Origin of the sequence: Flavivirga jejuensis, from assembly GCF_030540765.1 — a bacterium.
GTDB classification, from domain to species: domain Bacteria; phylum Bacteroidota; class Bacteroidia; order Flavobacteriales; family Flavobacteriaceae; genus Flavivirga; species Flavivirga jejuensis.
Map to the genome: position 1 here is coordinate 1137044 of NZ_JAUOEL010000001.1, position 26155 is coordinate 1163198.

Genomic DNA, 26155 nt, shown 5'->3' on the forward strand with positions numbered 1-26155 from the left:
ATAGGTGAAAAACAAAATTAGAACAATAATCATTGAAGATGATATAAACGCTCAAGAATATTTAGCCTCTATTCTTAATGAAAGTTTTAGTGATATTGAGATTGTTGCCTTCATTAATACTGTAGAAGGAGCTATCCATTTAATTAGAGACAAGAAACCAGAGTTGGTTTTTATGGATATTGAGTTAAAAGATGGTATTGCCTTTAATATTTTTAACAAGATTAACATACCAAATTTCGAGGTAATTTTTGTTACTGGTCATGAAAATTATATTAAAAAGGCAATTGAACATTATGCGTTCAGTTATATTATGAAACCAATAGATTCTGAAAAATTAATTAAGGTAGTTAACCGCTACATTAATTTAAAACAGCGATTGTTTTCAATTAGTAAGTATGAAATGCTGTCAGATTTTTTAAATCAAAAGAACTCGAACCTTCTTCTTCATGTAGGCAGCGAATATATTTTAATAGATATAAAAGATGTTGTTAAATGTATAGCCGAAAAGAATTACACTTCTTTCTACATGCAAAACAAAGTCGTTTATTTAGCCTCTAAACCACTAAAATATTACCAGGAATTATTTTCTGTTAAAGGTTTCTTTAGGGCAAATCGTTCGGTTTTAATCAATATTGATTTTATTAAATCCATTTATAGAAAAGAAACAATTATACTAAAGAATAGAGATAAGATCAATGTTTCAGTAAGAAATAGATCTAATTTAACAAATCTTATAAATTCACTTTCCTGACGATCTTATTTGCACAAATTTTATTGACAAATAACAACACTTATCCTTCATATCTATACGCTAATTAGACATAATATAGCGCTAATACTTTTTAACATATTCTTAAAAGTAAATATAAATATTTTTACACAAGCCTTCAATGAAAACTTTCTAACCTATATAGTTTTTTATGAGTATTAACCTATTTTTTATTTTAAAAAAAACATTAATTAACTTAGGTATTCGCATTAATAATAACGAATTAAAATTTCAATTATTAAGCAATCCTACTTATCCTAGTTTACATGCTATTACATCTGCTTTAGATTATTTTAACATACAGTATTCCGCATTAGAGCTTCCAAAAAAAATAGAAATTATAGATCAATTGCCTGAAATTTTTATGGCAACATCTACTAATCGATATGGTAATGACTTTTTTATGGCTAAAAAAATTGGTGCAAATATCAAACTTATTTATTCTAACAATAAAAAAGAAATAGTCTATCCTGAAAATTTTTTAACCATTTGGAGTGGGGTAATAGTTGCTATTGATAAAGATGATACTAAATTTAAACTAAAAAAAACGAGACAAAAAACGATACTTAATTTAATAAACATTGCAGCTGTTGTTTCTGTAATAGGTATGTTTTTTTTAATAAAAGTCTCCCTTCTTCAATCGTGCTATTTTTTTCTATCAATAGTTGGTATTTATATTTCCTTACTAATTTTCAAACACGAGGGAGAATTCCAATCAAATGTTTTGGATAAATTTTGTTCAGCTCATAAATCAATGAGTTGTGATGCTGTTTTAAACTCAAGAGGAGCAACAATTTTCAATTATTTTAAACTTAGTGATATTAGCTTTATATATTTTGTAGCATCAAGTCTAACATGCCTTTTTTTTAACCTATTGTTTATAGATTATACTTTAATAAAACTGTTATCCTTAACAAGTATTCCAATTACAATTTACTCCATTTTTCACCAATATAAAATAGTCAAAAAGTGGTGTCCATTATGTTTAGGTATAGTCACTGTTTTATGGTTACAGTGTGGTGTTTTATTTTTTGAAAATGGCTTCCTGCAAAGCAGTGAATTTAGTCCACTGGGAAGCTTTACACTTCTTTTTTGCTTTATGATTACAGCTTCATTATGGATATATATTAAGCCTCTCATAAAAAAAACGCAAGCCTTTGAACAGTTAAAAATTGAGCATTATAAGCTTAAAAAGAATTTCCAGATATTTAGTTCCATATATGATAAAGGAAAAACAATTAGCTTTCCTCTATTTCAAGGGATTGTTTTAGGTAATCATTCAGCGAAACTAAACATATTGATAATCACTAACCCTTTATGTCTTTATTGTAAAGAAACCCATGAGGATATTGAAAAGCTTTTAAATAAATTTTCGGAAGAGGTTAAAGTAACTATTTGTTTTAATGTAAGTAGTGAAGATAAAAATAGTATTATTTATAAGGTCGTTAATAGATTACTTAAAATACATGATTCTGAACCGGAAAGGATCACAAGAAAAGCACTAAATGAAGTATATGAAAAAAATGCCGATTTAGATAAGTGGCTTTTAAAATGGGGTAAAATTGATGCTGAATATAATGACTATAACACCACTATAGAACTACAGCATCAATGGTATAAAAAAAACAATATAGATTATACACCAGCTATCTATCTTAACGATAAACCATTTCCAAAACACTACAGAGTAAATGAAATTTCTTTTTTTATTGAGGATTTAATTAGTCAAATAAAATTAGAAAAGACATCAGATGATTTTGTTCCATGTAATTAACAACACAAAAACGATTTAACATAACTATCCTAATCTGATTAATTTTTACAAAAGGCAAAAAATCAGATAAAACAATATTTTCTCGAGAGATAGACATAAACTTTGAGTGTCTTTAAATGTTCAAAGTATAAAATAACTTATAAATAATTTAATTATGAAAAATTTTTTGAGCTTAGGAAGAGCCTTAAACAAAACAGAACAAAGAATGATTAATGGTGGGACTGGCAATTGCACACCACAGACACCTGAATTTTGTTCACCTGACTTAGCAGATCCTGATGATAAAACGAAAGAATAGGGATTAGCTAATAATAGCATGTCCTAAGTTTAGGATATGCTATTCTTTAAAATATTTTGTATTTGAAGAAATTTCCACATTACAGACAATATGACTACAAAGATTGTGGTCCAACCTGCATAAAAATAATCGCAAAGCATTACAAGAAAACCATTGCCATACAACAACTTCGCACAATAAGTGAAACTACAAGAGAAGGAAGTAGTTTATTGGGTTTAAGTGAGGCTTCAGAAAAAATTGGGTTACGAAGTTTAGGTGTAAAGATTGCTTTTAAATCTTTATTTGAAGCTACACTGCCATGCATTCTTCATTGGAACATGAATCATTATGCTGTTTTGTATAAAATCCATAATGATACATTTTATATTTCAGACCCAGCACATGGGCTATTAAAATACACCAAAAATGAATTTCTTAAGTATTGGATAGGAAACAATGCTATTGAAGAAACTGCAGAGGGTATTGCCTTATTACTGGAACCAACAGCAAAATTTTATGATTCCGATTTTGACAAGGATAAATCCCATATTGGGTTTGGTTTTTTATCACGCTACCTTTTTAAGTATAAAGCCTTTTTGTGGCAACTAGTCATTGGATTAATAGCTGCAAGTCTACTACAGCTCATATTTCCATTTTTAACACAAAGTATTGTTGATATTGGGATTAAAAATCAAGACATACACTTTATTTTCCTTATTCTATTTGCGCAATTAGCTTTGTTTATTGGTAAAACGGCAATAGAAGTTGTTCGTAGTTGGATATTGTTACACTTAAGTGCACGTATCAACATATCTTTAGTGTCAGACTTTTTTATAAAGCTAATGAATTTGCCTATTGCTTTTTTTGATACCAGAATGACTGGCGATATACTGCAACGAATTAACGACCATAAACGCTTAGAGCGTATTCTAACCACATCGTCATTAAATGTGCTATTTTCTATGGTCAATTTATTTATATTTAGTTTGGTACTAGTATATTACAATCTGATGCTTTTCAGTATTTTTATTTTAGGCAGCTTGTTTTATTTTTTTTGGATAATTATCTTTTTAAAAAAACGCCGCGATTTAGATTACAAACGTTTTTCGGAATTCAGTCAAGAGCAAAGTAAAGTTATTGAACTTATAAATGGGATGCAAGAAATCAAACTTCACAATGCCGAAAAACAAAAACGTTGGTCTTGGGAATTTGTTCAAGTCCGTTTGTTTAAGGTTTCTATTGAAGGACTAGCTTTAGAACAGTATCAAAGTGTTGGCTCTGGGTTTATCAACGAACTCAAAAATATTCTCATTACTGTATTATCTGCAAAACTCGTAATTGACGGCGAGATTACTTTAGGCATGATGCTGGCAATAAGCTATATTGTTGGACAACTCAATTCCCCTATAACACAGCTAATTAGTTTTGTTAGAGAAGTTCAGGATGCAAAAATTTCATTAGAACGCCTTTCCGAAATTCATAACAAAGATGATGAAGAGCAGCAAGACACTGAAAAAATCACAGAAATTTCTTTAGACTCAGATATTGAATTGTCAAAAACATCATTCAAATATATTGGTTCAGACCAAATAGTCCTAAAAGATCTGGATTTAACAATTCCCGCAAATAAAGTCACAGCTATTGTTGGTACTAGCGGTAGTGGCAAAACAACCTTGATGAAATTACTTTTAAAGTTCTATGAACCAAATAGCGGACAAATACAATTAGGACACTACAATTTACAAAAGGTTTCACAGAAAACATGGCGACAACAATGTGGCGTAGTAATGCAGGAAGGCTATATTTTTAGTGATACAATAGCCAACAACATTGCTGTTGGTGAGGATTATATCGATAAAAAGAAATTAGCATATGCCATTGATGTTGCAAACATTAAAGAGTTTATAGAATCTTTACCCCTGTCTTATAACACCATAATTGGCATGGAAGGTGTTGGTATAAGTACTGGGCAAAAACAACGATTACTTATTGCCAGAGCCATTTATAAAAATCCAAATTTCTTATTCTTTGATGAAGCCACTTCGGCTTTAGACGCCAATAATGAAAAAGTAATTATGGAAAAATTAAATACGTTTTTCGAGAATAAAACTGTAGTCGTTATTGCACATAGATTAAGTACGGTTAAGAATGCACATCAAATTGTGGTATTGGATAAAGGAAAGATTGTTGAAACAGGTAACCACCAAGAATTGGTAAGTAAAAAAGGAAATTATTACAACTTAGTTAAAAATCAATTAGAATTAGGGAAATAAATGCCAGATAATAGTTTAGAAGATATAGAGTTACGAAGTGAAGAAGTGCAAGAAATACTAACCATAGTACCTCATTGGATGATTCGTTGGGGAAATGTTCTTTTTTTAGCTTTAACTATTATGCTATTACTCATTTCTTGGTTTGTCAAATATCCCGATATTATTACTTCGGAAGCCACAATCACAACCCAAATACCACCTCAAAAAGAATATGCAGCAATAACAGGTAACATAGACGTTCTTTTTGTTAAAGACAAACAACAGGTTATAAGCAATGAACCTTTAGCCATATTAGAGAATACAGCTAACTATAAAGATGTTTATAAGCTTAAATCTATAATTGATACTTTATTTATAAATAGTAAATCTTTTAGCTTTCCTATTGACAGCCTACCTATTTTATTTCTAGGCGATATTGAGTCACAATTTGCATTATTTGAAAATAGTTACATTCAATACAAAGCTAATAAGGATTTACAACCTTTTTCCAGTAAAGCATCAGTAAATCAATTTACCCTTTTAGAACTGAACCACCGTTTAAAGAGTTTAAAATCACAACGTAGCATTAATAAAGTTGAATTAGAATTTACCAAAAAAGACTTAAATCGACAAAAGTCCTTATTCGATAAAGGTATAATTTCTACACAGGAATACGAAAATAAGCAGTTACAATATGCACAAGCAGAACGTAATTACAAAAACTTCGAAATAATTATTTCCCAAACAAAAGAAGCTATAAACAATGAGCATGGAAGATCAAAAGACACAAATGTTAATCGAATTAAAGAAGAAATGATACTACTAAAAACAGTTTCCCAATCATTAAACCAATTAAAAAAAGGCATTAAAGATTGGGAACGTTTATATGTACTTAAGTCTGATATTGAAGGCAAAGTTTCTTTTTTAAACTACTGGAATACTAAACAAGCAGTTAATCAAGGTGATCTGGTTTTTACCATTATCCCAAGTAAAAATTCATCTTTTATTGCCAAACTTAAAGTGCCTGCTCAAAATTTCGGTAAAATAAGGGTCGGGCAAAAGGTAATTATTAAGTTAGAAAACTACCCAGACACAGAATTTGGTGTATTAAATGGTACGGTAAAAAACATTTCTTTAATGCCAGATGAAGATGGTATTTATTTTGTAGATGTTAAACTTCCAAAGAAACTTATCACATCTTACAATAAGGAAATTGACTTTAAACAAGAAATGAAAGGTAAAGCCGAAATTATTACCGAAGATTTAAGATTAATAGAGCGTTTCTTCTATCAGTTTAAAGAAGTTGTAAAAAGATAATATTATAACCAAAGCTTTAAAAGTCTCGTTAAAAGAGTTGGTCTTTTAAGTCGTTACCCGTCTACTCGATGTGTGCTGTGAGTTGTCAATAGGACAACGTAACTAAAGTAAAGATGGAAGTAGGTCTTCCGATTAGGGATGTTTAGGATAACTAATCAAACCACTATTATGATATGCCAGCGGTAACAACGGTGTATGAAGCGATAGTAGAAAAGGCTGTACGAAACAGTCAGGTGAAAATAAGAGAGATGAGCGAAAACGAACCTACCGATGAAGTGACGAAAAGACAAGTTGTTGTCAAAACCTAGGACATATCGAGGTTTTAGGGAAAAGTATAGCGGCGACCTAATTAACAGGCTATGCGGCAACCGCCATTAAGGAGGCATGACTCTTATTTAGGCTTTATTTTGGAACGCAGGAAGTCTAAAATTACGCAAACAGGGAAAACTCAAGCAGGCAATACCTGTAAGACGATTACCAATGTAAATTTAGATAGCGGATGAATTCGTAGTAGTGAAGAACCTTCTGTAATGGGAGAGGAGCAAAGAGATTCAATTATGCAGTTTAAGAACTAAAAAACAACTTGAGAAAGGATGATTTTTAAAGAAGAAACAAGGTCAATACCCATCACAAAAGCGATGGTGTGGGAAGCTTATAAATTGGTAAAGAAGAACAAAGGAAGCGCGGGAATAGACAAGCAAACTTTGGAAGAATTTGAAAAAATTCGCTCAAAGGCATTGTATAAAATCTGGAACCGATTAGCTTCAGGAAGTTATTTAGCCAATAGAATTAAACGCGTTGAAATACCTAAAGGAGGCGGAAAAGTACGTCTATTAGGAATTCCAACAGTAAGCGATCGTATCGCACAACAGGTGTGAGAAGTTAGGGGTGAAATTCCTTTGGCTTACTCGACTAACACCTTTTCATTTTTAGAATTTGCAATTTGTCTTCTCCCTTAATTGAATAAGCAGGGTATTTGCCTTGACTATCATTTGATAATAAAACCGTTCCCTCAAATACATCTAGTATTCTGAATTGAGTCGCTCCTCTTGGGAATTTCAAGTATTCAGGTTCAAAGGTTAGTGTGTTTCTCAAGAACATTTTCCCTTTGCTTTCACCTTTTTTATACAAGGGTTTAATTATGATTGTATTCTTATCAGAACTGAAATATCCAAAGCAACTTTCTGTACTCACATTTTGCTTAATAGATTTCTCACTTTGGTCTATTTCTGTTAAGATTGAGTAATCCATGTCATACTTTCCATATGCTGTATGAAATCCAGTTGTGTAGCATAATCTCTTACCATTTAACAAGCACAAATCACTTATGTCAGGAGCATCATATCCACTATTCGTAAAATGTTGGATTTTTCTTGGATAATCCTTGGCTATGAGGTGATTAGCGTGTTTGTTTTTCCATTCAAAATCCATTGAATCGGATACGAACAACTCGGCATATAAAGTTGAGTCACCTAATACTTGTGAAGCAAGCAGAATCCAAATTGAATTGTTGTCCGTGTTTACAGAAGCTTTAAATGGGCGAAGGGATGTATTAGGATGATTTGGTGATCTTTCAAGAGTATTTTGAATGCTATACTCATTGAATGTATAGTCTTTTAAATCCCAACAATAACATTTGTTAACCCCAATGAGAAATGCTCGATCTCTGAGAATGCAAAATGCATAATCACCACCCCAGAAAGAGTCAATAATATTTCCATAATCATTAATCTCAATTTCTTTGAGAAGCTGATCATCTTTAAAATGCAAGATTTTGCGAGTTGTTCTGACTACCCATTCAGAATCCGAAAGCATAACGCATTCAAATATTCTTTCTCTAAAACCAAATATGTATGAGTTTTCTAATTCCATCTAATTGGTGCTAACGGCCAGCTAAACGCTGTAAGCTGAATCATTTTTAATTATTATCATAATCTATCGGATTACATAGGCTTTTACAAACAACTAAGATAGCTTATGGCGTTTTAGCATTTGTTATGTTTATTTTTCAGTGTTCAAAAAATTCAATAGTCAGGGTTTTCTTTTTGACTAGATCATACCATTTACCAACACCCCTGATCTTCTTATTGTCATCATAAAATGCCAATTCTATTTTAGCTCTTGGCATTAAATCTTCATCTATTTCTGTTAGTAGATACTTTTTTTCCTCAGTTTTCCCCTTCCAGTTTATTGGTGTTTTGTTGCTTTCATACCAGTAAGTAATTTTAATTGGATCATTCAACCCTCTTATCAAAGCTGATATCTTATATTTTCCAGCAATGTATCCATAGAATAACTTGTTTTCGGTGGTTTTTTTAGGAGTAATAATAAGTTTCTTACCATAATCGTTTAGTAAAGGTTCAAGTTCTTGGTATGAACAATCCAAAACAATATAGGGAAGATCGTGTCTTCCAATTCCCCAAGCATATTCCCAATTTTTCTTGATTTTGATCCTATCATTTTCAAGGACTAAATCGTATCCCTCACCAATATTGTTCAGACTAATATTATCATTTAAAGTATACTCTACTATCTCAATTAGCTTCTCATAGTCCTCTTGTTCTTTGCTAATTGTAGTTTTGAATTCGCTTACAAAGTTGTTTTTGCGTTCATTTACTATTTTAAGAAAACTCTTTTTCCCACTTTCTGTAAAGAATTTATCGATTACAAGTTTTTCACCTGAACGCAAGTCGAAAAAATGTAAATCAGTAAACGACATTATTCCAGGTGCCGTATTAAATTCATGTTCATATGTAATACTGACTCCACAAATATTTGCAGTTGGGGTTAATCCCTCATATTCAAAAAATGAGTCTCGATACGCTTCTTCATGATTCAAGTATGTATCTTGTAGATACGTATTAATCTTCTTTTCAATATTGCTAGCTCCATCTATGTAGGCTAATGGAAAAATATTCTCGTTCTCATTTGGCAAATTATTCCACTGAATTGAACGAACTTGTCCAAAAACAGATTTTAGACTCAGTAAGACAATCAGAAAGTTGATTAATATGTTTTTCATTTTCCGTTTTGAAGATCAAATTAACTACAAACGTTTAGTATATGGTAAGTAGGGCAGTAGAAAGCAATAAGCTTTCAAGCTTACAATAAGCCAAAGCGTTGTATTTTGTTTTTATATTATTCATTTTAAAAGCCAAATCAACGATTTGGCGGTGTTCGTGAATAGCACTGAACTTTCGTTAATTACCGAACGCTCTATTTGCTATATACAATGTTATTATATGCTGCTTTTTCTTTTTGTATTAATTCACTAATCGCATCCCAAAGAGAAATTCTCTTCTGTAAAGATTGTTTTGCGATTGTTAAAGTTTCGTTCCACTTTTGATCGTCATTACCACAAAGTTCTGAAATCATTTTAAGAGATATCGGACCGTGCTCATCCCCATCTAATTCTATATGTCTTTCAAGATAATAAGTCAACTTGCTATATGATTCGTTTTCAGAATCAGCATTTTTAAGTATTTCAATAAACATATCAGGAATTACATCTTCTCGTCCAAATGTAAATGCGGAAGCAACAAGATGTGTTTTATTCGTTTCAATGATTGAAAATGAAAATGTAACAAAATCAGCTACTCTTTTATCGATACTGATTTGATTAAGTGAATATCGAATTGAATTTCCAGATTCAATTAATCTTATAAAATTATCAATTTCGGAGGTATTTACTTTGGCCTGAATCATTGCATCCAAATACATTTCAAAATGACTTTTAGGTTCCCCTAATTCATTTATGTCGCTTTCTTCTCCGTGTACGATTTCATTAATGAATCTCGAAAGAGTCGGATTTTTAGATGGCACCCAAGGTGTTTGAACATTTGTCAGCTTTATTTGAAGGAATTTTAAAAGTGACATAAAGTCCCAAACAGCAAATATGTGGTTCTCCATAAAAGTTTTAATGTCATCAACATTCTTAAGACTTTCATAAAGTTTATGATGCTGCAATTTATTTCTTAGCTCAGAAATCTCATTTTCTATATGTTGTATTCTATTCATTCTGTTTTTATTGCTTGCATATAAACGGTCTAGTATAACCGTCAGTTACGGGTTAATATGCGTTAATTTTCGGTTTGACACTGACCTTAGCAATTTCGAATGGATTCGGACGTAGTCGAATCCGCCGTAATTGCGGTTATACCTTGTGTGTGCCCAGCATGGGCATCTTTTAACTGCCGAAAGGTAAATAATTAATCTAGAGGGTGCAAGTCCCTTATGCGTAGGAGTAACGTTTTGAAGCATTAGTAAGTCGCAAGGGTGAAAATCGTGAGATTTTATCTGAAGGAAGCGATACTACAAAGCTCGGTACTGAGGAACACGAACCGTATACAGAGGCATAATTACTCGGGTAAGCAAGCAAGCACATCATTGTAACACCCAAAAGAGTATCAAACGGGCAGATATGTAGATACGGCAGTGATTGAGTGAAAGAAGATGTCATTACCTGGGGAGGTCTCCATAATCACGAGTTAGTATAATGGAGAAGTCAGCAGAAGTCATATTACCTAAGGGAAACGAGTTAGGGCAATACTCTTGAAGTCTCACAAGTAGGGAAGGACTGAACGTAATTCTCTTCAAAATTCGGATAGGAGCACTAGTGGTAGCCTATGCCTAAACTAGAAGATAGTGCCAAGGGTGAAAAGAGCTTTGGTGTGATGATTTACGAACCGCCGCATACGAGACCCGTACGTACGGTGGTGTGAGAGGCGTAGTGGCGACCGTTAGGTCGTCACCCGTCTACTCGATTATAAACTTTCATTTATCATTTATTACCATTGTTTCATTATATCTGGCACTGAAATTTCTACAGGTTCTTGCGGGTTTAAATCGTACAGGAACTCTAAGTTATCTAATTGCACAGAACCATCATCAAAAACTTTGGAAGCTAACAAGGTTCCGTTTCTTGTTGCAATAATTCGTCCATTATAATCAATCTCAGCCCATTCGATTTCTTTAAGTTCTTTTACTTCTTGTCTTCTTTTAAAGAAAAACTTATTTAGCCTTTTGATTTTTTTTGGATGCATATATGATAGGCGATATAATGAAGCATTCTTTGTAATAGGTTTTGACCATAAATCTGGTGATGACTGAAATTGATTTTCTAGGTTGATGTCATTCCAGAACGTTGATGGTTCTCGTTGTTTTTTCAATTGAAGATTAATAAACTCTTTGGAATCCAACAAATGCCACCCGTCTCTTTCTAAACGAGTGGTTTCTATATTAAATGATTCACCCTTACATATCATTTTAAGTTGAGGAGGTGCAGGAAATAGTTCGTCCGCCTCAAGCATATAATGCCAATTCAATGTTATCTCATTTTCGGATTTGAAAATTCCACCACCAATACCAAATAAAGGATTATAGTGTTTCCATTTTGTTATTGCAGTCCAAAAAGGTGGTTTACTTACAACGGTAGCACTGTCACCATTTTCAAATTGGTCGTCTAAATAAATTAAATATTTCCCTGATGGTGATATATCACATCTCCATTTTTGAAATTTTACTTTGCTCCATTGTCCATACTCTAACTCATCTGAATTCAAATCCCAAACGATCATTTGAGTCCATTTTGTTGGACCTCTCCTAAAAACTATTGCTTTATTCACCTCTCTTGCAAGAAGAAAAAAGATTCTGGCTGGATGATTTGTTGGCATTAGTTTTCTTAGTCTTTATTGTTTATAACGTTCGATGTATGGGAAGTGCAGTTTTGTGAGCTATGATTTTCCGCAGGAAAATCAGAAGCAATCAAATAAGGACTTACTATTAGATTAAGCACTAAAATAAGCATTTTCTATACATATTGTGGCTGTTGCACAACTACTTTTTTTGATTGAATTAGGTTGTTTCTGGGAACTTTAAAAATAATAAATATTGACAATCAGTAACTTAATAATTATTTAAAAATTAAAAACACATGATTTCCTAAAAATTTTGAGTTGTGCAACAGTCACTATTGTTATCTTGAAGTTTTATTTAATTATTTCAAAAAATCACCCATTTCTGAATCATTCCAATGAAAAGCAACTTGGGATGCAGTAATTTTTCTTTTTGGAAATCCGTTATCACAATCTTCAAAACTTTTAATGCTTTTATCCGCTCCATTTTCTATTAAAATTTCCGCCATTCTGATGTGTCCGCCTAAGTCTGCCAAATAGTGCAATGGTGTCCATCCTGAGGCATCAGGTGCATTTATATCATTTGAATTGTGTAATTGAAAATATGTTTCGATACCATCTATTCTACCACTTGCAGCCACTCTATGCAGACATGTAGAATTAGTAGATCTACCGATTTTTTGCTTTGCATCGAAGCTGGCACCGGCTTCAAACAACTCCTTAATAAGAATGCTTTCACCGCATTCACAAGCCCACCACATTGGTGATTGGCCATGATCATTGATTAAATTTACTTCACTACCAGCCTTAATAAGGATAATCGCAGCATCGAGCGCATTTAAATACTTAAGGTGCTGTTTAGGACCCCAATCTAGTGTTAAACAATGTTCTTGATCGGTGATGGAAAGAATAGAACCTATTTGATAAGGGTCTTTAGGGTTGTTCTTACCATTGTAGTATCTAAATGCTCCTTTCTCTAGGGTATACTTGACCCGTCTGCCATCATTTTCACCTTCACTTATCCAGCCACTTTCTTTTGTTTGACTAAGTTTCCAGATGGCCTTGAATAGTGCTGTTTCTTGGAATTTGTCTTGAATAGTTATATCAGCACCTGCAGAAACCAATGATTCTACACAACTGTTTTCTCCTTGAAGAGCTGCAGAAATTAGAGGGGTGCTGTTGTTGTCGGTATCCACGGCATTAACATTGGCGCCTTCGTTAATTAATAGGTCAACAACTTTATGATAACCAGAGGCAGCAGCAACATGTAGGGCAGTTCCTCCTTTGTCCGTTGTGGTCTCGATTTCTGCTTCAGCTTTAAGTAATGCCAAGCAGATTGAAGAATGTCCTTTTGAGGCGGCTAGGTGAAGCGGACAAAAAGACTGCTTGTCGGCAATGTTAGGATTCGCAGATGCATTAAGTAGTTCTTCAACTATTTCTTTGTGTCCATTAAAAGCTGCAACATGAAGTGCTCCAGAATTTGGACCCATGGAATTCGGGTTTGCTCCATTTTTTAATGCATCCTTTACTTTTTCAATTTGTCCTTTTTCTGCTGATAAGATTAGTTCTTTTGTAAGATCAATTTCCATTTTTTTAGTTTTTTTAATTCAAGCTAACGTTTAATGTAAAATGGGTTTCAATGCATTTTTGCATAGTATTGGCATTAGTTTTCTTCTTTCAGTTTGTATACATATCCTTTTCCAACAGATAGAAATATGTCTTCATCATCTGTTATAATACTTGATATTCCTGCTTCACCTTTGGTATTGAAACTCCATTTGCTTTCACCGCTTCTCATATCTAGGCAAATCAATTTATTGTCGTCATTAATAAACATGATGGATTCTCCAACAATTTTAGGTAGGCTTTCAATACTTCCTTTAGACTCGAATCTCCACAATTCTTTAGATTGAATACTTTTTTTACCAAGTAAGTTTTTCTTTTCGTTAATCTCATAGGCATAAAAAACACCTGAACTATCCCCAAAATAAAGATTGTTGTTTTCGGCTATAATTGCTCTTATCGATTCTCTAATGCCTGTTTCTATTTGATGAAGTAGTTTTCCCTTTACGCTATCATAAATATTTACCAAACCATGACCACCAACAACAATTAACTCTTCAAGTGATATTGGATTAAAGATATAGGTGCTTTCTTCTGTCACCTCCCAAATTAGCTTACCAGAATCTAATTCTATACATCTAATCTTTTTTTCAGTGCATTGATATACCTTTTCATTACTTATCAATGGAATATAAGAGTGTCCACCATTGTCAAAAGACCATCTAATTGATTGAGTTTCTAAATCAAGACAGTTAGTTTTTTTAGTTCCCTGAACACCTCCTATTATAATACTACTTCCATTGATGGCAGAGGATTGTCCACACCTATCCATTTCTAATTCAAGCGTTTTTATCTGCTCGCCATTTTTTGAATCAAGTTCATTTAGTTTACCGTCCATACAGCAAACCAGAATATTCCCATCTGTAGATTCTAAAATGTTATTAATAACAAAAGGATAATCATATTCCCAATTGACTTCAAAGTCATTTTTATTCAAACAAATAATCTTGCTTGCTACAAAACCTTTTTTGTCGAAAATGAATGGGACATAAATCTGTTCACCAATTATTAGCGATTTCCTTGATGAAATATTTCTTTCTCCTTTTAGTTTGAATTCAAGAAGCTTTTTTGCTTTCATTCAGTTTGATTAATTAATGCCTAACGATTTGCCTAAACTGCGTTTTAATGCAGTTTAGGCTTTGTGAACTGTTATTTTTTCAATAAGGCGATTGATTTTATATCTAAGAGATTTTGGAAAGTAGATGTATCTTTACCTCCCCAATCATTTGAGCAAGTAAGAGAAAAAGATATAGTTTCTATGTGTACCTCCGTCCAATCATCAGGGTTGCTAAAATCAAGGTCCGTTTTCCCATTCAAATCATCTATTGTAAATAATCCAATTTTAGTGTTGCCAAAAAAATTATCTGTCATTTTAACAATTTTATTGTGCATCTGCCCAAGACTATAGAAGGCCAAGACTTCCTCATTTTTTAATTCAAATTCAATTTGAGGGTTTTCTGATTTAATTAGTTCTAATTGTTCCTGTGTAAATTCCATATTTAGTGTTTTAATTGTTTACACGTTTAATGTAAAATGCGTTTTAATGCATTTTACATAGTAGTGTTATCTGTATTATTGCTTAATAATAGTTATCAAACTAGCCTTGTTTCGAATCCTAGTTTAAGAAGTTTTTCTTGTGTTTTCTTTGCCAATTCAAGAGTTGGCAAATCAATTAAATCAATAGCATTACCGTACTCCAAGAAAACTTCAACTCCACTATCTAAATACCTTAAAGCCTTTTCATTGTAAGGTTCATATGTCTTGGTTTCTATGATATTTTCAATTAATTCGATTAAATGATTTTTTTCTGTATTCTTACCACTATATGTGGTAATCTCGATTAGCCACGAAACAGGCTCTCCTTTTATTGCTTCTTGACTAATTAGATAGTTTTTGATTTCCTGAAATTCCATTATCCTTGTAAAATCAAGAGCTGTTATTCCAGGTGGAAACGTAACAGGATGCTGGGTAAATCTAATAGCAAGTCGTTTGTTTATATCACATCCTTTAGTCAACCAATATTTAACTTTTTCTAAGTTATTATCATAAACAGCTTTCATTAAAGGTGTTAGATAATATAAATTGTTGCTAGCTTCCACTTCGGGCTTTGCCCCGTTTTTTAGTAAAGTTTCGATTATAGAATCGTCTGTTGTAAAAGTGATAGGTAACCTACCTTGATGAGTGCCTGGTCTATTTAAATCAACCTTATACCTAATTGCGATATCAAGACATTTCTTGAAAGCTTTTTTCTTCTCAATATTTTTTTCTCTCCCTAGACTATAAATCAGTTTGTAGGCTAATGGCTTTTTAGTGTGGTTTATATTCCATTCATTTTCTAATAAAGCTTCAAAGATTTTTGGTTCTGGAGGGAATGTGGCTTCTTCTAAAATTCGTTGGTTATTTTCTAATAATGGATTAGAGTTCGATTTAATCAAGAGAAGAACTGCTTTTTTAACTTTGGCAGATGGAGCAAAATCTCTTCGATATTCATACCAAGCTAATGCCAAGGGAGAGTAATTATATTCGTCCAAAATATTGGGGTCAGCACCTGCATCAAGCAATTTCTTAATCCACGTGTAATCTGCTATGGCTCCGGCATCCAATAGTTCTTGATTAGCCTCAGGAAGAGGAGGTAGCATAGCAAGTGTTTCTTCAATCTTAGTGTTATTTATATTGTGACTTAAATAGGATACACACTTGTCATAAATATCATTTGCACTATGACTATTCCATTCCAAAAGAATTTCCAACTCAGTTGAATCATCATTTTCATCTTTTGGTTTTGATTCTTTTAATGATGTCAATAAGTGTATGTGTGAGTTGGATTTAATTTCGTCGAAAGCATGAATTAGTATATCCCAACCTACTGTTTTTATAATGTATTCTTCTAATTCATAAACACCTAACCTCCTAAATATGTATTCGGTAAATAAACAGAGTCCGCATAAATCTAATGGGTTGTCTTTATCTATTTGTTTACTTTTCTTAAAATAATCTCCAAAGTAAAACTGAAGATGATTCGTGATAATGTTTGCTCTTGTGTTGTGCATTATAGTGGTTCTTCTTTCTTAGTATGTTATATTTAGTTTATCATTACAGATAACGTTCGATGTATGGGAAGTGCAGTTTTGTGAGCTATGATTTTCCTGCGGAAAATCATAAGCAATCAAATAAGGACTTACCATTAGATTAAGCACTAAAATAAGTATTTTCTATACATATTGTTACCAACCGTTATTTAAATTTTAAAGGTCTTAGTTAAAGTTCTTAGTAAGAGTTGTGCAAGTTTTTGGTGGTCAGTTTTTTAAGTGTTTATATGTCAATCCACCATAAAGTTAGCGTATTGCTTTGGTCAGTCAGATTTTAGATTTCGTTTTTGTCAGATACCCATAAAACTCACGAAGTATTTTTAGGTTGGTTTACCAAAAAAAGTAAGGTTTTATTAAGTTGAATTTTGTAGCTTAATGCCAAGACACATCAACGCTGTAAGCACTGATGGATTTATTATAAAACTAATACTCTTTGTTATGGCTTTTCAAATCAAACAGATAATCTAAAACTGGAAACTCGAGTTAATTAATTAGTCATGCCTTTTTATTTTTTTTAAATGCTCCAACAACAACCGTGGATAATCTGTCTGTATAATGGCTGGTTGTAACGCAATAACACTATCAACAGGTAACGTATTACCTTCTGCCAATGCTACATCTTCATCCCATAACGTATTTATAAATACCAATTGTTTATTTGCTTTTGCTAATGCCATATTGGACTTATTAAAGCTTTCATCTGTAAAGTGTTGTAAAGACGATATGGTGTGGTTGCTATAAAACGTTATGTCCTGAGCATTTTTTGATAGAGGCAAAACAGCATAAGTTGAGTCAATGTCAGTCATTTTAAACACGTTTTGCTTTTTGCCTATAAATGAAATAACATCATCTGTCATATCAAATTTCACCAACAATTCATATAATTGATTATAATCCACAGCCTTTAAATCTAGGTTTAGAATGAGCTTACCTTTGGCTTCACTTAAGACCTCTTCGAGTTTTGGTATTTTTTGCCCCGTAATTGAATCATAATGCAACAAGTTAAACTCTAATAACTCAGGCCAGCTGTAATCACTTAAATTTCCATGACCAGTAGTTGTTCTATCAATATCTTCATCATGCATTAAAACGAGTACGTTATCTTTTGTTGTTCTCACATCTATCTCAACCATATCAACTCCTAAATGGATAGCTTCTTTTATAGACTTTATTGAATTTTCTGGTTGGTTCGCATGATATGACCTATGGGCACACACTAATATTTGATTTTTGGACTGTTTCTTAATGTATTCAATCGCATAATTAATCGGTTGTGTATTTTGATTATTTTCTTTAAACCTCTTATTGCATGATATGCTAAGGATAAAGAGGCCTGTTAAAAAGAACAACGTATTACTAACTATGCGATTGAAAAACATTTTAATCATCTTAATATATTAATTTACAACTACAGAATTTTCAAAATAATAATCTATACTTAATACTATTAGCGTCCAGTATGTTTAGCATTCTTAGAACGCATTGGCCAACCACCATCTGCCAAACCTGTTGCATTAGTAGCTAATGCATAAAGTATGGCTGTATCATTGTCTTGGTCGGCAGCTATATAAATTTTGCCATTACTACCTATAGCAGGCGAATTCCAGATTTTTACGCCTAATTTTGTTTCTTTCCATTTTCTATTTCCTTCAGGATCTACCACATAAAAGTAGCCCTCGTCATCACCAAGATAAATGTTGCCATCATTATCGATTGCAGGAGTAGACAGTATGTTTCCGTTTGTTGGATAAGACCACAATAAGCTACCACTTTGTGAAAATGCCATGAGTTCATTACCATGACCACCAACATATATCTTTCCATCGGGAGCAACGCATGGCCCTCCCTGGTTTACCTTATCTGTAAGGCCTACGCGCCATTGTTCTGTACCGTCGGGGTTATAAGCAATTAATACTCCTCCAAAAGAGGCATCTGTATTATTACCTTCACCAGCAAAATAAATGGTCCCATCAGGTGCTATTGCAGTAGCAGTAGCTGTCCAGGAACCAAACTCTGAGCTCCAATTTTCTGTCCCATCTGTATTAAAGGCATAGAAAAAATCGCCTGTCGAGCCTACATATATGCGTCCATCCGATCCAATTGCAGGAGTGCTATTAACGTCTCCTCCTGTATCAAAACGCCAAAGTTCATTACCACCTTCATCTACTGCGATAAGCTCGTCTGTTTGAGAACCTATATAAATTTCGCCATTCAACCCAAAAACAGGGCCACTATATTTAGCGTTATTACCGATATCTAATTGCATGGCTATATTACCTGCTGGTGTAAAACCGTAAAGATTATCATCATACGACCCTAAATAGATATTCCCATTAGAGTGGATAGCAGGTGCCGAGCGTACAATATCTCCTGTCTCATAACTCCAAAGTACTTGTCCATTATTGTCAATAGCAAAAACATTAGGTACCCCTTCTTTGGTACTCGTACCTATATAAACATTACCATTATCATCTACAGCTGGCGATGAATCTTCAACTTTCCCAGGTAAAGCAAATGTCCATGCTATGGGCGGGTTTTTCGTTTCTGTAGACGGTTCTAATACACTAATTATCTTAGAGAAATTATTCGTATTGGTATTACCATTATTATCAGTAACAGTAAGTGTTACCGAATACTCTCCTATAGTGTTAAATGTAAATGTTGGCGATGGTTCTGAAGCGGTTTCTCCATTACCAAAATTCCAGTTCCAGACTTCTATATCACCATTCAAATCAAAAGAGGCATCTGTAAATATAAGTGTAGTACCTAATTCTATTTCGGCTGTCTCTACAGAAAATGCTGCAACTGGTTTTGTGTCTACTAAATTGTTGTCATCAGAACAGGACCATACAGAGAAAAGACCTGCTATAAAGACATATAGTTTGTAAATAAATTTTGTTTTCATATCAATTTAAATTTTGACTGTTTAAATAATTTTTGACTTGTGTCGGGTAATCGGTTTGTATGATATCTGCTTCTAAATCGATAGCCTTTTTAATTTGCCCACTAGCATCGGTTGTTGGACTTTCATTGGAATTCACATAGGCATTTTTAAATATGAACCAACCTTTTTGCTTAGCTGTACTTACCAATTCATTATTAAATGATGCATTGGTATAGTGCACTATGTTGAGATTCTGAAATGCATTGTAATAAAAACTAAAATCTTCTTGATTTCTGATTATTGGCATTGCATACGCATTTGAGTCTACCTTAAATATGCCACTGATATCTGAATATTCGGATGAATAAAATATGACCTGATTTAACATGCCATATTGTTTTACCAATTGGTATACCTTACTATATGGCACTTTGTTATCAATATCTAAGTCGAGATAAATTTTACCGCGTGCTAGTGATAACACTTCTTTAAGTGATGGGATTTTTTGAGTTGTTAACGTACCATCTTCTTTAAATAAATTAAACTGTTGTAACGCTTCAAATGTCATCTTATCGATTTCGCCAATTCCATTAGTAGTCCTGTTAATGGTGGCATCATGCATTAGTACTAAGGCACCGTCTTGCGTTTGTCTTACATCTAGCTCAACCATTCTCAAACTTTGATTTATTGCATTTGAAATGGACAATAATGAGTTTTCCGGCGCGTCCTCGTGCTGTCCACGATGTGCACATATTAAAATTTTATTACTCAGTTCTGATAATGCTTCTATTAAAGTATTCCTGTTAATAATATTGCTTGTTAGCAATATTGGTAGTTCTTTTGAAAAAGAGCTTTTAGAATCGTCAATAGATACTGTAAGTGTAACAATATAGTCTCCAGGTTCTGTATAAGTATGGGATGGATTTTTTTGAGAAGATGTTTGACCATCTCCAAAATCCCAGCTATAGTTTACTATGGCATTATTAACAGTAACTGTATTATTAAATCTAACTATATCTCCAACCAATAAATCTTGTTCGCTGTCATTAGTATAAAATGAGGCTTTTACTAGTGTGTTATTATTTGGAATCGCATCATCACTTTTAGAGCAGCCTATAAGAAAGCATACCATTATGAATTGCGATAATAAGGCACTTATGCTAAAACGTGTTTTAATCATTTACCAGTTAGGATTTTGTTTAAGCTTCGGGTTCAATTGAATGTCTCCAAAAGGAATTGGGTATAAGTAATCCCTGCTTTCATCAAATGCCTTAACACGATCTGGAAAAGGTACTAAATTCCCACTGGTTCCGTTAGAAAGGGATATAATACCTCCTATTTCTACACTTTGCGGTGCTCCAGTTGATGTGGCACTCAGAAATATCTCTACATCCTCTATACTGTCTCCATTAATATCAAATGCACCTAGGCCAGAAAAATACATGCCTTTAAAATGTGCTTCTAATAATATCCCATTTCGCCATCTCATTAAATCGTCGTATCTAAACCCTTCAAGTACTAATTCTACTCTTCGTTCTCTTCTTATTTCCAGAATAACGCCCTGGTTTGAACCAACTACGTTAGGGTATGTGTTCGCCAAAATCGGATCTGGATTACTGTTTGCATTATTTAGGTTTAATGCAGGCATTCCTACTCTATTTCTTAGCAAAGAAACGGATGCATCTAGGTCTGTCTGAGTAAGTGTTCCCAGTTCTGCTTTAGCTTCGGCAAAGTTTAACAGCACTTCTGCATAACGCAAAATGGGGATATCCTGAAATCCTGCCTGGAAACCGTCCTGACTTTCATCGGCAACATACTTTGCTATCTGATAACCACTAATAGATGCTGAAAAATCCAGCAAAGCTTCTGTACTATTCCCAATCCTTGTATATCCGGGTGTCCTGATGGTTTGTGCCAAGCGTGGATCTCTATTTTTTGATTCTTGAACCAAATCGAAAAATTCATATCCGGCTTGCGAGGTAAATGGGGTACCATCTACCATTAAATAAGTGTCTACAATAGATTTTGTAAGCCCGATATCTTCTTGGGTTGGTGATGTAAAATAATAATTTATGTTATTAATTACGTTTAAATCCAAGCTGTAACGTCTGGCTAACATAACTTCATCTTCTATCGCTGCATCTGATGCAAATAAATCTCTGTAATCTGTTGATGTGTTTCCTGCTGTATAAATAACGTATGGGCTTTCGTCCATCACTCTTTTAGCTGCTTCTGCTGCTAAATTTAACAAACCATCAGCTCCAGGAAGTTTTAAGTTGGTGTGATACTTTCTAAACGTTCCCTCAAATAAGCAGATTCTGGACTTAAGCCCTAAAGCTATCCACCTGTTTACTCTATCTGAAGATTGATCAACATTAAGGTTTTCAATAGCTTTATCAATGTCCTTGAGTATTTTATCAACTACAAAAACTCTTGAATCTCTTGGCTTGAATAACAAATCGGTATCTGTGCTACCAATAACTTGATCGTACCAGGGTACGTCTCCAAACCTTTTTAATTTGTTATAATAAAACAGGGCTCTAAAAAAGTGTGCAACTCCACTATATTCTATACGTGCTGCTTCATCTGGGCATCTTTCAAAATTTTCAAAGAAAATATTAATCTTACGTAAATCGTCCCAGTCCCATCCACCGCTTCCGGCTTCAGAAGGCACAAGACGCATGCCTGTTTGCTCGTTAGGCATCCCATTAAAGAGCACATTATCTGATAGGTTGTCGCTTTCTATAACATCGCCAAAATTGGGCAAATCATTATAAAAGCTATTGGTAAATAATTCTAAATCTTCTGCTGTGTTAAATGAATTCTCAGGAGATAATTCAGATAACGGAAAACGTTCAAGAAAATCGTCATTACAACTTGTAATAACTAAACTCAGTACTAAAATTAATGCTATTTTTTTCATGATATTCTATAAATTGATATCGATACCAAATACGTATGTTTTTGTAAACGGATACGCATTACCATTGCCTAGTTGTTCTGGGTCTATGGTTCGGTCTGGGTTATTTTTATATATGGGTGAAAATGTGAACAGGTTCATACCTGTGCCATACAGCCTAACTTTGTCTAATCTTAATTTGTTTACTAACACTTGGGGAATTGTATAGCCAACAGTTAAGTTTTTAACTCTAAGATAGGCTGCATTTTGCAGGTATTTATTGGAATTTACGCCAAGCTGTGCACCTTCATAAGGCCCGCCTCTTTCGGCATATACAGCTAACCTAGGGAAATAGGCATTCGGGTTTTCTGGTGTCCAGGAGTTGTCAACTATACTCTTAGGATAAAAATTCTGGTATTGTCTTGCAAAAGGGCCCCAGAAAAATCCATTATCTGTTCCAGGATTCCAATCTCGTTTCATAATACCCTGGGCAAAAACACTTACATCAAACCCTTTATATTCTGCACCAAGCGTAATACCATAATTATATCTTGGGTTTGTGTTTCCTATTCTTTGTAAGTCACCTGGGTCTTCTACTGTTAAGTCGCCAGGGCTTATAACACCATCTCCATTTAAATCTGTAAATTTTATATCTCCGGCTACCGGATGATTAATCAAATAATTATTCACAATTCTTTCATTAACTAAAGTCTGATCGGCATGGCTCAAATATTCGTCATCGGATTGAAAAAAGCCTTCTACAGTATACCCCCATATTTCTCCAACTTCCTTACCAACATAGAACTGTTCTATATCACCATTTGGATTATCAAATATTGTAATATGAGTACGGCTGTCACCCAATACAAATGATGCATGGTACTTAAAATCTGAATTCCCTAATTTGAATTGATCCCGCCATGCAAGGGTTAATTCAAATCCTTTAGTTCGTAAATCTGCTGCATTCTCATCCGGTTCTGTTGCTCCGAACACCGACGGTAACTGTGTACCTTGCGTTAACATGTCTACAACATCTCTTTGAAACCAATCGAAAGTGACATTGAATCGGTTATTAAAAGCTCCTAAGTCTACCCCTAGGTTTAATGTTTTTGTACGCTCCCAGGTATAGTTTGATGATATGGGTTGAGGTGTTGTTAAATAATCGATTTGAGCGTCTTCTACGATATAATTACTTTGATCTATTGAAAATGTAGAAATATAATCATAAGCTCCTACATTTTGATTCCCCAGTTCGCCATAAGATCCTCTAAGTTTAAAGGTGTTGATTGGGAGATTGAGTTGCTTCCAAAAATCTTCTTTACTCAATATCCAACCTGCCGATGCCGATGGAAACATTCCTAACCTGTCTTCTTTGGGAAACCTTGAAGACAAATCGAAACGTCCGTTCATTTCAAACAAATACTTTTCAAACAAATCAAAAGACAACCTGTAAAAGCCCGCTCTAATAGCCCATTCTTCTTCGGTAGATGTTAGAAATATATTATCTCCGTTTGCTAGTCCAAATGAGTTTAAATTCTCGGATATATTCCCATTTCTGTTAGCTATATTCCTTTTAAAAGAATTCCATTCTTGATTAAAACCAATTAAAGTTGTAATATCTAAAAAGTCTATAGGTTTAATGTTATATGCAGCATAAGCATTTACAGCTTGATATAACGTTTTTCTTTCCAGTTCTTTATACGTTTGTGTATTTGTTTTATATAGTGCTACGCCCTCTCCATTTGGTTGGTTGGTAAACGGAGTCGATATGATACGAACCCACTCGCTCTGGTTACGCCATCTAAAACTATAATCTGCATTAACTTTTAAGCCTTTTAATATGTTTAACTGAACGGTAGAGGTATTAAATATCTCAAAGTCTTTTTCGACGCCTTTACTTTTACCATACAATAAATCTGCAAAGGTACCATCTGCTATATCTCTATTATTGGTATATGCACCACGAATTATAATTGAGCCATCCGGGTTTGTTGGCATGTATAATGGCGCAGCATGAAAAGTGTATTTCCTCCAGTCTTCGTTATTATCTGTACCATCTATAAACCTTGTATTTGTTGCCGGGTGTGTATATTTTTTGCTAAAAACATTAATACTATTACCTATTTCTACCCAATCTGCTGGTTTTATATTTACTCTGTTTCTTAAGGTGTAAACATCTAAATTATCCGGATTGATTTTGTATATACCCTTTCTTGTTAGATACCTGCCCGATAGATAGAATTTCATTTTCTCTGTGCCTCCAGAAAGGTTTAGGTTATGTTCTGATTGGGGTTGCTGGTTTTCAAAAATGGTATCCCACCAATCGGTATTTCCATAATGTACATACCGTTCGACTCCATTAACTGTTTTTATTAAAACACTTGGTAGGCTTGGATCTTGTTGTCTGGCCTCTAAATAGGCATAGTCTTCATTGGTATACCCCAGATAGGTACTCGTATTTTCCAGTAAGCTCAATTGGTCGCTTAGTCGTGCCCATTCTAAACCATCTGTAATAAAATTATCTGTTCTAATGGTAGGGGTACTCCATCCATAATTACTGGTATAATTAATCTTTACATCTCCCTCTCGGGCTTTTTTAGTTGTAATTAGGATAACACCGAATGAAGCTCTTGCTCCATATATTGAAGCGGAAGCTGCATCTTTTAAAACGGATATGGATGCTATATCTCTGGGATTTATTCTATTAAGGTTTCCTTGTACACCGTCTATGAGTATTAATGGGTTACCGCCATTAATGGATCCGATACCTCTAATATCAATATCTGCTTCGTTATTTATATCGCCATCACTAAGTGTAACATTTAAATTAGGAGAAATACCCTGTAATAGTTGCCCGGTATTGGATGCTATATTATTCTGAAAATCGTTTGGTTGAATAGTTGCTACTGCTCCTGTAACGTTTATTTTTTTTTGTGTGCCATAACCTATAACAACAATTTCATTAAGAGTAGCTCTATTCTCTTTTAGCTTAACTGCTACCGTAGTTTGTCCGTTAAGTGCTAATTCAAGTGTTGTAAACCCAACATAAGATATTACCAATACAGCGTCTGGGTTAGTTACTTGTATAGAAAACCGACCATCAAAATCTGCTTGTACACCATTAATGGTTCCTTTTACGCTAATATTTGCTCCGGGCAGCGGCTGCCCGTTTTGATCGGCAACTATACCCGAAATTTGTGTTTGTTGCTTCTTGTTATGTTCTCGATTAACTACAATGTTTTTTTGTTCTATTACTATAGTATTATCTTTTGATATTTCGTATTTAACATTGATGCCTGACAGGCTTTGCTCTAACAATTCTGATAAGGTTATAATACCTTTTTTTAATGCTACTTTAGGCGCATTGACAAATAAGCTTTCGGGATATAAAAACCGATACTTTGTTTGTTTCTTGATTATATTAAAAACCTCATATACAGAGACTTTTTTATCTTTATCGATTGAAACATTTTCCTGTGAAAAACTGTTTACCGAAGTAAAACTAAAAACGGTTGTGCATAGTAAGAAGATAAATATTCTCATAATATAAATCTGGAGCCGTTTCGGAATGAGAGAACGGACATTAATACATTTAATTTCCATAAATTTGTATGGTGTTGATTATATATAATTAATAC

General features: G+C 33.5%; 19 protein-coding genes and 1 pseudogene. 7 read left to right on the forward strand and 13 right to left on the reverse strand.

What is annotated here, in order from left to right; all coding sequences use genetic code 11:
• The first annotated feature begins 4 nt into the window (after positions 1-4).
• The 6 genes from Q4Q40_RS04780 to Q4Q40_RS04805 all read left to right on the forward strand — a co-directional run bounded on the left by Q4Q40_RS04780 (position 5) and on the right by Q4Q40_RS04805 (position 7267).
• Positions 5-751, forward strand: a complete 747-nt coding sequence (locus Q4Q40_RS04780; RefSeq protein WP_303300586.1) for a LytR/AlgR family response regulator transcription factor — start codon at positions 5-7, stop codon at positions 749-751.
• A gap of 169 nt (positions 752-920) precedes the next feature.
• Positions 921-2543: a vitamin K epoxide reductase family protein gene (locus Q4Q40_RS04785; RefSeq protein ID WP_303300587.1), complete on the forward strand. Its 1623-nt coding sequence runs from the start codon at positions 921-923 to the stop codon at positions 2541-2543.
• A gap of 154 nt (positions 2544-2697) precedes the next feature.
• The gene (locus Q4Q40_RS04790) at positions 2698-2841 is read left to right on the forward strand and encodes a hypothetical protein (RefSeq protein WP_303300588.1); all 144 of its coding nucleotides are present in this window, start codon (positions 2698-2700) and stop codon (positions 2839-2841) included.
• 62 nt (positions 2842-2903) lie between these two features.
• Positions 2904-5093: a peptidase domain-containing ABC transporter gene (locus Q4Q40_RS04795; protein WP_303300589.1), complete on the forward strand. Its 2190-nt coding sequence runs from the start codon at positions 2904-2906 to the stop codon at positions 5091-5093.
• Positions 5094-6389 (forward strand): HlyD family secretion protein, encoded by a 1296-nt coding sequence (locus tag Q4Q40_RS04800; RefSeq protein ID WP_303300590.1) that lies wholly within the window; start codon positions 5094-5096, stop codon positions 6387-6389. It begins immediately after the preceding gene.
• A gap of 638 nt (positions 6390-7027) precedes the next feature.
• Positions 7028-7267: an RNA-dependent RNA polymerase family protein gene (locus tag Q4Q40_RS04805; RefSeq protein WP_303300591.1), complete on the forward strand. Its 240-nt coding sequence runs from the start codon at positions 7028-7030 to the stop codon at positions 7265-7267.
• Positions 7268-7301: 34 nt separating this feature from the next.
• Here the strand turns inward: Q4Q40_RS04805 and Q4Q40_RS04810 are convergent, their stop codons facing one another.
• From Q4Q40_RS04810 to Q4Q40_RS04845, 8 genes are all read right to left on the reverse strand, one after another.
• Positions 7302-8261: a hypothetical protein gene (locus tag Q4Q40_RS04810; protein ID WP_303300592.1), complete on the reverse strand. Its 960-nt coding sequence runs from the start codon at positions 8259-8261 to the stop codon at positions 7302-7304.
• Between the two features lie 136 nt (positions 8262-8397).
• The gene (locus tag Q4Q40_RS04815) at positions 8398-9411 is read right to left on the reverse strand and encodes a hypothetical protein (RefSeq protein WP_303300593.1); all 1014 of its coding nucleotides are present in this window, start codon (positions 9409-9411) and stop codon (positions 8398-8400) included.
• A 194-nt stretch (positions 9412-9605) separates the two neighbouring features.
• Positions 9606-10406: a DUF3050 domain-containing protein gene (locus Q4Q40_RS04820; protein WP_303300594.1), complete on the reverse strand. Its 801-nt coding sequence runs from the start codon at positions 10404-10406 to the stop codon at positions 9606-9608.
• A gap of 770 nt (positions 10407-11176) precedes the next feature.
• Positions 11177-12061, reverse strand: a complete 885-nt coding sequence (locus Q4Q40_RS04825) for a hypothetical protein (RefSeq protein WP_303300595.1) — start codon at positions 12059-12061, stop codon at positions 11177-11179.
• Between the two features lie 323 nt (positions 12062-12384).
• A complete protein-coding gene (locus Q4Q40_RS04830; protein WP_303300596.1) occupies positions 12385-13611 on the reverse strand; it encodes an ankyrin repeat domain-containing protein in 1227 nt (408 codons plus the stop codon).
• Between the two features lie 74 nt (positions 13612-13685).
• Positions 13686-14723 (reverse strand): outer membrane protein assembly factor BamB family protein, encoded by a 1038-nt coding sequence (locus tag Q4Q40_RS04835; protein ID WP_303300597.1) that lies wholly within the window; start codon positions 14721-14723, stop codon positions 13686-13688.
• A 71-nt stretch (positions 14724-14794) separates the two neighbouring features.
• Positions 14795-15142 carry a hypothetical protein gene (locus tag Q4Q40_RS04840; RefSeq protein WP_303300598.1) on the reverse strand — a complete coding sequence of 116 codons (348 nt, stop codon included), beginning with the start codon at positions 15140-15142 and terminating at the stop codon, positions 14795-14797.
• Between the two features lie 95 nt (positions 15143-15237).
• Positions 15238-16695: an ankyrin repeat domain-containing protein gene (locus Q4Q40_RS04845; RefSeq protein WP_303300599.1), complete on the reverse strand. Its 1458-nt coding sequence runs from the start codon at positions 16693-16695 to the stop codon at positions 15238-15240.
• A gap of 399 nt (positions 16696-17094) precedes the next feature.
• On the opposite strand from Q4Q40_RS04845, the pseudogene Q4Q40_RS24190 reads away from it, so the two are divergent.
• Positions 17095-17202, forward strand: a pseudogene (locus Q4Q40_RS24190) (IS982 family transposase); the annotation flags it as partial.
• Between the two features lie 23 nt (positions 17203-17225).
• Here Q4Q40_RS24190 and Q4Q40_RS04850 read toward each other — a convergent pair.
• The 5 genes from Q4Q40_RS04850 to Q4Q40_RS04870 form a co-directional block, all read right to left on the reverse strand.
• Positions 17226-17951 carry a glycerophosphodiester phosphodiesterase family protein gene (locus Q4Q40_RS04850; protein WP_303300600.1) on the reverse strand — a complete coding sequence of 242 codons (726 nt, stop codon included), beginning with the start codon at positions 17949-17951 and terminating at the stop codon, positions 17226-17228.
• Positions 17952-18181: 230 nt separating this feature from the next.
• A complete protein-coding gene (locus Q4Q40_RS04855) occupies positions 18182-19639 on the reverse strand; it encodes an outer membrane protein assembly factor BamB family protein (RefSeq protein WP_303300601.1) in 1458 nt (485 codons plus the stop codon).
• 1 nt (position 19640) lies between these two features.
• The gene (locus Q4Q40_RS04860; protein ID WP_303300603.1) at positions 19641-20798 is read right to left on the reverse strand and encodes a glycerophosphodiester phosphodiesterase family protein; all 1158 of its coding nucleotides are present in this window, start codon (positions 20796-20798) and stop codon (positions 19641-19643) included.
• On the reverse strand, positions 20799-22541 hold the full coding sequence (locus Q4Q40_RS04865; RefSeq protein ID WP_303300604.1) for a RagB/SusD family nutrient uptake outer membrane protein: 1743 nt from the start codon (positions 22539-22541) through the stop codon (positions 20799-20801). It lies immediately after the preceding gene.
• A 6-nt stretch (positions 22542-22547) separates the two neighbouring features.
• Complete coding sequence (locus tag Q4Q40_RS04870; protein WP_303300605.1) at positions 22548-26060, reverse strand: SusC/RagA family TonB-linked outer membrane protein; 3513 nt, start codon at positions 26058-26060, stop codon at positions 22548-22550.
• Between the last annotated feature and the right edge of the window lie 95 nt (positions 26061-26155).